This window comes from uncultured Gemella sp., assembly GCF_963537375.1.
Taxonomy (GTDB): Bacteria; Bacillota; Bacilli; order Staphylococcales; family Gemellaceae; genus Gemella.
In genome coordinates, this window is record NZ_CAUTDQ010000045.1 from 1 (window position 1) to 13,072 (window position 13,072).

Below are 13,072 nucleotides of genomic sequence, written 5' to 3' on the forward strand. Positions count from 1 at the left end.
TTTATATTTTAACATTTTTAAATTTCTTTGTCAAGTCTTTTTTAAAACTTTTTTTTAAAATGTTTTTTTTATCTTCATCAGAAGACTTTAATTATTTTATCATTTCTTCGAATGTTTGTCAAGAAGTTTTTTATATTTTTTAAAACTTTTCAACCGTTTACTTCGTTGAAATGATAAGTTTTGTCTTTCTTCAAGACTTTTATAAGTTTATCATTTCTTTTTTATTTTGTCAAGAACTTTTTTATATTTTCTTAACATTTAATTATTAGAAATCTTATATTGTTCGTCTTCTTGAGAAGACTTTTACTATTCTATCATCAACTTTATTACTTGTCAACATTTATTTTCATATTTTTTCATTTTTATTTCAATATTTCTTTCTATTTGCTATTTATAATCAAATTTTATTGTGATATTATATAAGTATACAGTATAAGGAGGAGCTTTTATGATTATTTTTAAAGAACCTATTAATGTTTCTCTTCAACAAATAGAAGACTATAAAAACGAATTTATTCTAAACAACGAAACAATTCCTGGTGCAGCCAACTTAACAGTTTTAGCTACTAATGAATGGGTAAAGTTTGTAGAAAATACTAAGTATAAGAAAACAGTAACCCCTGGTTTTGTCACTGCTCATACTTTTTTTGCACTAGATAATGATAAGATTGTCGGTGTTATTAATGGTAGACATGAACTTAATGACTATCTTTTAAACTTTGGTGGGCATATTGGTTATAGTGTTAGAAAATCTGAAAGAAGAAAAGGTTACGCTAAGAAAATGTTAAACTACACTTCTGAGTTTTTGTTTTCACTTGGTCTAGAGAAAATCTTAATCACCTGTGATAAAAATAATATTGCTTCAAAACGTACTATAGAATCATGCGGTGGTATTTTAGATAACGAGGTAATAGAAGAATCTAGAATTACACTAAGATATTGGATATATAAAAAATAAGGTTAGGTTGGAATTTAATCCAACTTAACCTTTTATTTCATCTCAACTACAGTAGCTCCCATTCCACCTTCGTTTTGACCTCCGGTTCTATAGCTAGCTACATATCTATTATTTTTAAGATATTCTCCGATATTTTTACGTAAGATACCAGAACCTAAACCATGGATAATAGTAAATGTATCATACCCTTGAAGTATTACTTTATCCATATAGTCTTCTATTTCCCTTATAGCTTCTTCTGTATTTAATCCTATTACATTAATATCAATACCTACTTTTTTGCTGCTAACACTACTTGTACTTACATATCTAGTAGCCACTTCAGGTTCACTATCTATTTTTCTAACTTCTTTTTTCTTAATATTTAGTTTCATAGCACCCATTTTTATCTGTAACGTATTTCCTGAAATTTCTAAAACTGTCGCTCTTTGATTATAACTTAATACTAATACATCATCTCCAACTCTAATCTCACTATTGTCAAACTTAGGTTGGTTTTGTAGTTTTTTATGAAGTTTAATATTATTTTTACTTCTATCCATTGTATGCAGCAATTCATTAACTTCATGCTGTTTTAACGAAGAACTATTTTTAAACTCTTTGTAAATCTCAAGCATTTCTGCTTTCTTCTCTTCAATTTCTCTATTAAGTTCAATACTTAAATCGTTATATAGACTTTCTCTATACTCTTCATATTTTTGTAGATTGGTATCTAGAGTTTGTCTTACATCATCTATTTCATCTAGTGTTTTATTTATATACTCTAATTTATAATCATATTCTCTAATACTTTCAGAAAGTTTATCTATAAACAAGTTGTTTTCTTTAGTATTTATCTCTAGTAACGAACTAGCCTCATCTATTACAGACTGTTCTAACCCTAATTTAGCAGATATATTTATTGCATTTGATTTACCTGGTAAACCTATAATAAATCTATATGTTGGTTTTAATTTTTCAAAATCAAATTCCATTGAAGAATTTTTATAATACTCAGACTCAAAACAATAATTTTTGATTTCTGGATAGTGCGTTGTACATAATATAGTTGCATTCATTTTTTTGAATTTTTCTAGTAATGCAATAGAAAGTACTGCCCCCTCACTAGGATCTGTTCCTGAGCACAACTCATCTAGAAGTATCAAACTCTTGTTATTCGTTTTATTTAGTATATTAATAATATTAGTCATATGAGAAGAAAAAGTAGATAAGTTATTTTCAATAGACTGTTCATCACCTACATCTACAAATACATCTTCAAAAAATCCGACTGTTGATTCCTCTAATGCTGGAATATAAAATCCTAGATGTGATAAGTACACACATAATCCAACTGTCTTTAAAATTACAGTCTTACCACCAGTATTAGGACCAGTAATTATTAGTGAATTTCCTTTATTGTCTAGAATAACATCATTTTTCACAACTACGTCTTTATCAATTAAAGGATTATATGCTTTCTTTAGATTAAGCTCTTGTGAATTTACTATGTTTTGTTTATTAAAGCCATTTCTAGCACAAAAATTCATTTTTGAAAATATAAACTCTATTTGAGAAAAGTTCCAAAGAGAATTTATAAGTTCATCTGCTTTTTCTTTAATTACTTCAGATGCTTCTTTTAGTATTCTAAGAATTTCTTCTTTTTCCTTACGTTTTAGAATTCCTATTTCATTATTAATCTCTACATTTTCTTTTGGTTCAACGTAAAATGTATTTCCTGAGGCACTCTCATCATGTATTATCCCGCCAAAGTCATTTTTATATTCGGGTTTTACTAAAATTACATCACGATCGTTTCTCTTTGTTACAATTGCTTCTGTTAATTTTTTTACATTTGAACGAAGAATATTTTTTAGTATCTGATCACTCTTATTTTTCAACTTAGAAATATTCACTTTTATATTTTTTAATTCAAGTGATGCATCTGGTCTTATATATCCATCTTCATCTATTATTCTATCTAAATATTTTTCCAAATCGCTAAAATCATCTAATTTAACAACATATTTTGTTAAACTAGGATAATTAGAATGTTCTTGTAATTTAATATTTTCAAATCTTCTTGAGAATCTATCATAAGTTATAATATTTCGTAATATATAAAAAAGTTCCTTTTCTGAAAGTACACTATCAATTTTAGCCTTCTTAACACTAGCATTATAATCAAATATTTTTAATTTGAATTCGTTTGGGTATTTTCTAAGAAGATCATATCCCTCTTCATTCTCCTTATATACTTCGACTAATTTATCAAAATTTGTAATATACTCTAAATTTTTTATTTTTTCATAAGACAACTCTGAAAAACAGTATTTTTCTACATCTTTTAATACTAAATCTAAATTAATTTTCTTTTGAGTAATTTTATTCAATCTAATCTCACTCCTTCAATCTATATTTACATGCTTTATCTTTTTATAACACAAACTATTATACACTAAATAAAAGTATTAAACAATTTCTTTTAATTAAAATCGTCTTCTTACTCATATAATAGAAAAATTCGGAGCACCTCAGGAACTCCGAATCTAATTTTATTTATTAAAGAATAAACTAATAAACTGTTTTGATAATACTGGTGTATTTTGAATTATATAATCTGGTAATGTAGAATCTTTAAATATCGCTATCTTCCAATCTGGAGCAGGCAATACCGTTACAAGGTAAAGTACTACAAACACAATCAAGTAAATCTCCACGAATCCTAGTATAGCACCAAGATATCTATCAGTCGTTTTTATTAATGGTAATTTTCTAATAACGCCCAATGTTTGAGCTAGAATTTGTATTATTAATCGAATAACAATAAATAATACGATAAATGATACTATACGATAGTATGCTGTTGGAATATTAAGTCCTTTATATATTCCCTCAAGCCCTTCCGTAACATCTGTTGGAATCGGAATCATACTTGTAAATAAATATGCCAACCTTGAACTAAATAACATAGATACTGCATAACCAATCACTATAGTACCTAAATAGAATATTTGCATGATTAATCCACGTTTGTATCCTAAATATGCACCCGCAGCTAATAATAATGCAATAATTATATCAACCATTTTTTTCTCCTTTCAAATCATTATCTATTTCTTAATGACTTATAATTAATATATAAGTATTTTAATCTACCAACTTTAAAGTAGCATTAATCTATTTTAGACTAATGCTACTTTTTTAAAAAATTTAAATTATTATTCAACTCCGATAATGTATGGATATACCGGTTGCCCTGATTCTATAAGTTCTACTTCTACGTCAGGGTATTTTTCTTCTATTAATTGTTCTAAGAAATCAGTATATTCTTCTGTACTTTCTTCACCTAAGTAAAGAGTTACAATTTCTTTATCTTCATCAATAGATTTTTCTAATAATTCTTCTAATACTGTATTCAGAGATAAGTTAGAAACCACTATTTTTCCATCTTTAATTCCCATGAATTCATCTTTTTTAATTTCAACACCTTCGATATTAGTATCACGAACAGCATGTGTTACTTCTAGAGTACTTACTGTTGATAATACTTCTTGCATATTAGCGAAGTTTTCATCAGCTGAAGCTTGAGAATTAAACACCATAACCGCAGCTAAACCTTGAGGCGCTGTTTTACTTTCAATAACAAAAACACTTTCCTCAGCTAACTCAGCAGCTTGTTTTGCTGCAAGTTGGATATTTTTATTATTAGGGAAGATAAAAATGTTCTTAGCGTTAACTTCTTTAATTGCTTTCATTATATCTTCAGTTGATGGATTCATAGTTTGTCCACCTTCCACGATATAATCAACTCCCATAGAAGTTAATACTTTACTTAATCCAGCTCCCATAGAGATAGAAATCATTGCTTGTTCTTTTAGTTCTTTTGGAGTAGTCGCTTGTTTAGCTTCTTGTTTTCTCAGAACTTCACGGTGCTGTTCTCTCATATTATCAGATTTAATTTTGATAAGTTCTCCATATTGTTGACCATAATTGAATACATCTCCTGGAGTTTCTGTGTGAACGTGAATTTTTACATACTCGCTATCAGAAATAACTAGAAGAGAATCTCCAAATTTACTCATATCTTCACGGAATTTATCTTCGTTGAAATCTTTTTTCTCTTTATCAAGACGAACAGTAAATTCTGTACAGAATCCATACACGATATCTTCTGGAGACATAAAGTCCATATCATGATCATCTTCAAACTGCATATCAACAACATTAGTCTCTACAGATTCTAATCCTTCAATTTTTTCACCTTTAAGTGCTGCTACGAAACCTTGATATACACAAACAAGCCCTTGACCTCCTGAGTCTACTACACCAACTTCTTTTAGAATTGGTAATAAATCTGGAGTTCTTTTTAGTGAAGCTTGAGCTTCAACATAGATTGCTTCCATTACTTCTACTACTGATGTAGTATTTTCAGCTGCTTTAAGTCCAGCTTCCGCTGCTTCACGAGCTACTGTTAAAATAGTTCCTTCTACTGGTTTAATAATCGCTTTATAAGCAATACTCACACCATTTTGAATAGCGTCTGCAAACTCTTTAGCATTAACTTCTTTTTTATCAGCTATGTGCTGAGACATTCCTCTAAATAGTTGAGAAAGGATAACACCTGAGTTTCCACGTGCTCCCATTAATAATCCTTTAGAAAAAGACTTACCTAATTCACCGATGTTTTCTACAACATTTGCAGCTGTTTCTTTAGCACCTGATGACATTGAAAGGTTCATATTTGTTCCTGTATCACCGTCTGGTACAGGGAAAACATTTAATGAGTTTATTTTTTCTGCATTTTTAGCTAAGTTTTTTGATCCTAAATCAATCATTTCAGCTAAAACGAGTCCGTTAATTTTCTCCACTATCTTTCCTCCTATTTATTTACCTTGATGCCTTGAATATAAATGTTGATTTCATCAACTTTGACACCTAAAGTTTTTTCAATTTGATATTTTACTGAAGACTGAACATTATTAGCTATTTCTGAAATTTTTGTTCCATACATAACTATGATATATAAATCAATTACAAGTTTTTCTTCATCTTTTTTTACTACTATTCCTTTTGCGTAATTTTCTTTACGTAAAATTTCTGTAATTCCATCTTTAACTTGATTTTTACTAGCCATTCCTATAATTCCGTAACAACTTACAGCTGCACCACCTGCAACTGATGCGATTACATCATCACTAATAGAAACATGACCATATTCATTATTAATTTCTAATGACATATCTTTTCCTCCTATTTTAAAAATAGTCAACTGAACATACGAACTATTATACCTTTTTTAACAGAAAAATACAAGTGAAACATTGATAATTCTTTACTTAGAGCCTTTTGGCATCCCTTTTATATTGCTAATATTATTTATTATTATTAATAAATTCCTTAGAATGAATCATTAATGTAATGACATCACACACTGGTGTAGGAATATTATGAATTTTTCCAAGTCTTGAAATTTCTCCATTAAGATAATCTATTTCCGTCAAACGACCATTCTTCATATCTTGATATAAAGATGGATAATGCGCCCCAGCAGTCTCTAATGGAAAACAATTTTTTATATTATTTTCGATTACATCTTTCTTAATATCAATCCCTTCAGCCTTACCTACTGCTGTAATTTCATTTAGAACCGCCCTAGTTAATTCTAAATTCTTATCATAGCTTCCATACTGATTAATATTACAATCAATAAGCGTACAAAATGTATTAAGTACACAGTTTAACCCTGCTTTATGCCATATTGATTGATATGTATCTGCCGAATATCTAATATTTAAACCTGCCCCATTTAATCTATCTACAAGTTTCAAAGTTTCATCTAAGTTAATCTCTCTAACTTGTTTTAACTCTATTTTTCCCGTTCCATGAGCATTTAATACACCTGGACCTCCTAGCCCACTAGTCCACACTGTTACACCAATAAGAATGTTCTCTTCTTTTATATAATCTTTTAAAGTCTCAACGTGACCTAAACCATTTAAAATACAAATGATTTTAGTATCATCGTGAAATAAATGTTTAACTTTTTCTAGCATAGCTCTTAATTGCATAGATTTGGTTGCAACAAAAACTACATCATATTTTCCTCTAACTTGATCAGGATGATATGTCGGTATATAATAATTACCTAAATCTACCTCATCAATTATTACCTTTAATCCATTATTAGTAATATTTCTTACATGTTCCTCCCAAGCATCTACAAATGTTACATCTTCATTATTTTTAAATAACATATACCCAAATCTTGAACCAAGAGCTCCTGCTCCTGCAAATAATATTTTCATAATTAATCTCCTTAAAGCGTACTCTACCTTAATTTTATAACTATAAAATAACTTTGTCAATGTGTTATCAAATCAATATATATAATAAAATAACCTAACAAAAACATCTCTTAAGAAACGAATTTGTTAAGTTATTTTTTATATACTATAAATTATAGATTTTCTGGTTTATATGCATCTTTCTTATATAATTTCAATACATCAGAATAAAATCTATCTGCTAAAAATGCAACTGTAAATGGAATTACGAAGAATGCCAATAACACTGGTAATAAGTTACCATTATTCATTGCATATGATTTAGAAGGTCCGATTAAACCGATAATACCAAATCCTGCACTCTCGTGTGTCCCAAGAATTTTTAGGAAATATCCTGAAAGTCCTGTGATTGCTGCTGTTGTTAAAATTGTTAATAATAACTGTGGTTTACGTGCACAGTTTGGCATCATAAGCTTGATTGCACCTAAGATGATAGCCACACTAGCACCTTTACTTTTCGCTCTATATGTACCGATAGCTAGAACCGCTGCTGCTGAAACCAATCCTAATGTTGCAGCTCCTGCTCCCACATAGTTTTCATTAGAAAATAATATTAATCCCATTGCAACTGTTGATACAGGTGTAACGATTAAGAACGAAAATGTCATCGTTATTAAAATACACATTAACACTGGTTGTAATGTTGTAAATTCAAAAATGATCGATGCTAAAAGTTTAGTTAAACTCTTAGTATATGGTAATGTTACTAATCCTAATGCTGCTACTAATCCTCCAGTGATTGGTAAGAAAATAATTGTAACAGCTCCAAATTTATCTTTAACAAGATTAATTGCTAAAGCTCCAATAATTGTAATTAAAATGACGTTAAATAAATCTCCCATTGGAACCCCAGTCCATGCTTTTGCTTGTGCATTAAAAGTTAAAGATCCACTTGCTGCTAAGACTGTCGCTCCTAATACTGCTGACTCTAATGGTTTGAATTTTAAACTTTGTCCAACAATAACTCCTACTAAAACTGGAATTGCAAATTGTAATAAATACATCGCCTGAGTTAATGTAGTGAATAATCCAGGTGCAAATAATGTTCCTAAATATTTAAATAATGTACTTAGAACTGCATTTGGAATTAATCCTGCAACAACTCCTAAAGCTGTACCGTTTAAAATTATATTAAGAAAATCCCTTACTGATTTCGTCATATACATCCTCCTTTGTTTGTTTTTAATGAATATAATAAATATAATAATATAAAATCAAATAAAAGTAAAGAATTTTTTGAAAATTTATCTATTTTTTCTTTATTTTATTATGTAAAGCGTATTCAAATTAAAAAGCAGCTTACATCATTAGGTATAAAATGATATTTAGCTACTTTTTAAATACTTTTACTTCATCACAAAGTAACACTATAATAATGGTTTTTTATTTGGTGTACCTGCTTTTCTAGGATATTTGTTAGGTGTCTCTTTAGCTTTTCTTATTTCTAAAATATGACGCTCTTCACCTTCAATATCAAATTCTAAATCTTGTTCTAACTTTCCACCTAGAAGTTTTATTGCATTAATCGCTTCTTTAGTCTCTTCTTCCGCCTTTTGTGCTTTTAAACTTAAGAAATATCCATCTTTTTTGACTAATGGTAAACACAATTCAGCTAAGACATTTAATCTTGCTACCGCTCTAGCAGTTACTATTTCAAAATTTTCTCTGTAGTCTTTATTTTGTCCAAACTCTTCTGCCCTAGCATGAACAAAATTACAATCACTAAGTCCTAGTTCATCTTTGACTAAATTTAAGAATTTAATTCTCTTGTTTAACGAATCAACAATCGTAACTTTTAAATTTGGAAATAATATTTTCAACGGGATTGAGGGAAATCCTGCTCCACTACCCACATCGCAAATACTTTCAATATTAGAATAATCTTTATAGAAAGCTAGTGAAATTGAATCAAAAAAGTGTTTTGTATAAAATTCATCTTCTTCGATAATAGCAGTAAGATTTATCTTCTGATTCCATTCAACTACTAAATCATAGTATTTACTATACTGTTCTTTTTGAAGTTCCGATAATTCTATCCCTACCTTTTCTTTTACTGCAGCATAAAACTGTTCTTTATTCATTATTTGTTCCTCTACGTTGTTCTAAATATACTAATAAAATAGAAATATCCGCTGGATTAACTCCTGAGATACGAGATGCTTGACCAATAGTTAACGGTAATACTTTTTTTAGTTTTTCCCTTGCTTCTAAAGCTAAACTTGGTACTTCATCATAACTTAGATCTGTAGGTATTTTCATCTCATTCATCTTCTTAAGTTTTTCTACTTGTTGAAGAGATTTTTTAATATAACCTTCATATTTAACTTCGATTTCAACTTGCTCTATTACATCTTTAGGAAGAACTGTTTCATCATTAGCTAAATATAGAACATTCGCATGAGTTAGTTCTGGTCGTCTTAGCATATCAACCGCCAGAATACCGTCACGAATTTCCGCACTATTTAATTCTGCTAGTTTTTCTAAAGTAGCAGCTGTTGGAGTTATTCTGAAAGTTTTAAGTCTTTCAATTTCGTCAGCAACCATCTTACGTTTTTCACAGAATTTATTATATCTCTCTTCAGTTACTAAACCATAGTTATAAGCTTTTTCTGTTAAACGCATATCAGCATTATCATGACGTAATAACAACCTATGTTCTGCTCTTGAAGTTAAAAGTCTATATGGCTCATTTGTTCCTTTTGTTACTAGGTCATCAATAAGAACTCCAATATATGCTTCATCACGGCCAAGGATCATTGGTTCCTCTCCTAGTACTTTACAAGCAGCGTTTATTCCAGCCATAATACCTTGACCTGCTGCTTCTTCATAACCACTCGTACCATTAATTTGTCCGGCAGTAAATAATCCATCAATTAATTTTGTTTCTAAAGTTGGCCATAAAGTTGTTGGATTTACAGCATCATATTCAATCGCATATCCATTTCGCATAATTACTGCATTTTCAAGTCCAGCAATACTACGTACCATGTCACGTTGAACATCATCTGGTAAAGAAGTAGATAGACCTTGTACATATATTTCTTTCGTATTTCTACCTTCTGGTTCTAAGAAAAGTTGATGTCTTTCCTTATCGTTAAAACGAACATATTTGTCTTCAATACTTGGACAATATCTTGGTCCTGTTCCTTTAATCACTCCAGAATACATAGCTGAACGTCCTAAGTTCTTATCGATAATTTCATGTGTTGTTGAATTTGTATAAGTTAACCAACATGCTACTTGATCTTTAACAAATTCTTTAGTTTCATAACTAAATGCATGTTCTTCTTCATCACCTGGTTGAATTGCTGTTTTAGAAAAATCTACACTGTCCGCATTAACCCTTGGTGGTGTCCCAGTTTTAAACCTAACTAAGTCAAATCCTAATTCTTCTAATTGTTTCGCAAGATCGATAGATGGCATCTGGTGATTTGGTCCAGAAGAATATTTAATATCTCCAATTACAATTTCACCACGTAAATATGTACCTGTAGTTATAATAATTGTTTTTGCCTTATACGCTGTTCCAAGCATAGTTCTTAATCCAACTACTTTATTATCTTCAATAATAAGTTCACGTACCATTGCTTGCTCAATATCTAAGTTTGGAGTATCTTCTAAAATTCTCTTCATTTCTAATTGATACTCAACTTTATCAGATTGCATTCTTAGTGCACGAACTGCTGGTCCTTTTGCTGTATTTAACATTTTACTTTGAATATTAGTCTTATCAGCTACTCTTCCCATTAGACCACCGAGTGCATCTACTTCACGTACAACAATTCCTTTTGCCGGTCCTCCCACACTCGGGTTACATGGCATAAAACCAATAGTATCTAAATTAATTGTAATCATTAGAGTCTTAACACCTTTTCTACTAGCGGCATGCGCTGCCTCAATTCCGGCATGTCCCCCTCCAATTACAATAACATCATATTCTTTTAAAAATTCAGTCATAGTACCTCCATATATTTTAACGTAATTGCAAAATAATGCTTTGACCAAAATTTTGATATATTACTAAATTTTTACCTTTATAATATTATCACATCGTGAAGAAAAACACTAATAATATACATATGTTCATAAAAAAATCGTAGCACTTTCGTACTACGATTTAAATTATTTATTCTGTTACTTTATCAAACTCATAAAATTTATCTTTGTTAAATAAACCTAAGTGTTTATCAACCATTATTGAGTTTGTCATACCACCACTAACATTTAAGCAAGTACGTCCCATATCTAAAATTGGGTCTACTGCTAAAATAGGGTTAATTTGATTGAATAATGCTCCAAAACCTACTCCATTAACTGAAACTGAAGCAGCTGTAATTGCTGTTCCAGGAACTCCTGCGATACCTACAGAACCTAATGTTACTACAATAACAGTCATGATAAATAATGTTGCATCAATTGTTATTCCATTTGCATTAGCTAAAAATACTACTAACATTGTTGGATAAATACCAGCACATCCTTGCATTCCCGCTGTAGAAGAGAACGAAGCAACAAAGTTTGCTGTTGACTGGTTAACCCCCATTTCTTTAGTTAAAGTATTAATAGTTAAAGGTAATGTACCTGCACTTGAACGTGAAGTAAATGCTAAAACTAATGGCTTACTTGCTTTTTTGAAATATGTAACAGGTGAAACACCATGTAGTAATAAGAATAATCCTTGAATTACAAATTGAATTACTACTGCTACATATAATAATCCGATAAATAATAATACATCTTTAATTGATTTTAATCCTCTTTGTGCAATTGTGTTAGCTAGCAACGGAATTACAGCATAAGGTAATAATCTAATTATTAGTACTGTCATTCGAGATACAATAGCATGTAAATTGGCAATATAGTCAATGAAAGTTTTTACTTTACTTTCATCTTTATTTTGAATATATCTTGCTGCTAGTCCGACAAACATAGCAAAGATTACTACACCAATTACATTAAAGTCAACCATTGCTTTTATAGGATTTGAAGGAATCAATTCACGAATAATTGTAACAACATTTTTTACTTCTTTAATTTTGCTATCTCCATTACCTAAAACGATAGAACTACTTCCAAGTTTAAATACTGCAGAAACTACAAAACCAACAATAGAACTTATCGCAACCATTCCTAATGTAATAATTAGTGTTAATCTTGTTAATTTTTTAACGTCAGTATTAGCATTAATATTTACAATAACATTGATAATTGAAACTAATACTAATGGTACGATTAACATTTTAATTAAATCAATAAATCCATTCCCAAACAATGAATACCATGTAGTTGTTTCAGCAACATATTTAATCTTCATCGGTTCATCACTAAATCCTGAATATGCTTGTATACCAATCCCTAGAAGTAAACCTATTGCTGTTGATAATAACGTTCTTTTTGAAGAACTAACCCTTTTTTTTGCTAAATAATACATTAAGTAAAATAACGCAAAAAGTACTACTAAAAATAATAACGTTTCTTTTGTAGAAATCATAATAAATTTCTCAAAAAATGTAAATTTGTTTTCCATTTTCTATCCTCCAAATGAGTTTTTACTCATCTTCTTTTTTTGGTAAAATTTTAATCTTAAATTTTACTCCATCTACAGATAGAATGGAAAAGATAATGACCTTTTTCCATGTTGTACCTCCATAATGTAAAAGATACTTAAATTAAACTACAATTTTCAGAAATTTTCAATAGTTTTGCTCAAAAAAAAGTTTATTTTATAAATTCTTTGTATATTTGTAAATGATGTGAGACAAAAAAAGTTAAAAATAAATACCTGATA

The 13,072-nt window shown here is 29.5% G+C and carries 10 protein-coding genes; 1 reads left to right on the top strand and 9 read right to left on the bottom strand.

Annotated features, from left to right (window positions below; translation table 11 throughout):
* Positions 1 to 448 precede the first annotated feature (448 nt).
* Complete coding sequence (locus RYK99_RS07825) at positions 449 to 958, top strand: GNAT family N-acetyltransferase (RefSeq protein WP_314991575.1); 510 nt, start codon at positions 449 to 451, stop codon at positions 956 to 958.
* A gap of 32 nt (positions 959 to 990) precedes the next feature.
* On the opposite strand, the gene RYK99_RS07830 is transcribed toward RYK99_RS07825, so the two are convergent.
* The 9 genes from RYK99_RS07830 to RYK99_RS07870 all read right to left on the bottom strand — a co-directional run bounded on the left by RYK99_RS07830 (position 991) and on the right by RYK99_RS07870 (position 12,811).
* Positions 991 to 3,330, bottom strand: a complete 2,340-nt coding sequence (locus tag RYK99_RS07830; protein WP_314991577.1) for an endonuclease MutS2 — start codon at positions 3,328 to 3,330, stop codon at positions 991 to 993.
* A gap of 162 nt (positions 3,331 to 3,492) precedes the next feature.
* Positions 3,493 to 4,026 (bottom strand): CvpA family protein, encoded by a 534-nt coding sequence (locus RYK99_RS07835; protein ID WP_003146845.1) that lies wholly within the window; start codon positions 4,024 to 4,026, stop codon positions 3,493 to 3,495.
* 132 nt (positions 4,027 to 4,158) lie between these two features.
* Positions 4,159 to 5,811: a DAK2 domain-containing protein gene (locus tag RYK99_RS07840; RefSeq protein WP_314991589.1), complete on the bottom strand. Its 1,653-nt coding sequence runs from the start codon at positions 5,809 to 5,811 to the stop codon at positions 4,159 to 4,161.
* A gap of 8 nt (positions 5,812 to 5,819) precedes the next feature.
* Positions 5,820 to 6,179 (bottom strand): Asp23/Gls24 family envelope stress response protein, encoded by a 360-nt coding sequence (locus RYK99_RS07845; protein WP_003146848.1) that lies wholly within the window; start codon positions 6,177 to 6,179, stop codon positions 5,820 to 5,822.
* A gap of 133 nt (positions 6,180 to 6,312) precedes the next feature.
* The gene (locus RYK99_RS07850; protein WP_314991581.1) at positions 6,313 to 7,245 is read right to left on the bottom strand and encodes a 2-dehydropantoate 2-reductase; all 933 of its coding nucleotides are present in this window, start codon (positions 7,243 to 7,245) and stop codon (positions 6,313 to 6,315) included.
* 152 nt (positions 7,246 to 7,397) lie between these two features.
* Positions 7,398 to 8,444, bottom strand: a complete 1,047-nt coding sequence (locus RYK99_RS07855; protein WP_003146850.1) for a PTS transporter subunit IIC — start codon at positions 8,442 to 8,444, stop codon at positions 7,398 to 7,400.
* Positions 8,445 to 8,651: 207 nt separating this feature from the next.
* Positions 8,652 to 9,365, bottom strand: coding sequence for a 16S rRNA (guanine(527)-N(7))-methyltransferase RsmG (gene rsmG / locus RYK99_RS07860; RefSeq protein ID WP_314991584.1), 714 nt, complete (start codon positions 9,363 to 9,365; stop codon positions 8,652 to 8,654).
* Positions 9,358 to 11,241, bottom strand: coding sequence for a tRNA uridine-5-carboxymethylaminomethyl(34) synthesis enzyme MnmG (mnmG, locus tag RYK99_RS07865; RefSeq protein ID WP_314991585.1), 1,884 nt, complete (start codon positions 11,239 to 11,241; stop codon positions 9,358 to 9,360). Before mnmG ends, rsmG begins: the two co-directional genes overlap by 8 nt.
* 169 nt (positions 11,242 to 11,410) lie before the next feature.
* The gene (locus RYK99_RS07870; RefSeq protein WP_314991587.1) at positions 11,411 to 12,811 is read right to left on the bottom strand and encodes a cation:dicarboxylate symporter family transporter; all 1,401 of its coding nucleotides are present in this window, start codon (positions 12,809 to 12,811) and stop codon (positions 11,411 to 11,413) included.
* Between the last annotated feature and the right edge of the window lie 261 nt (positions 12,812 to 13,072).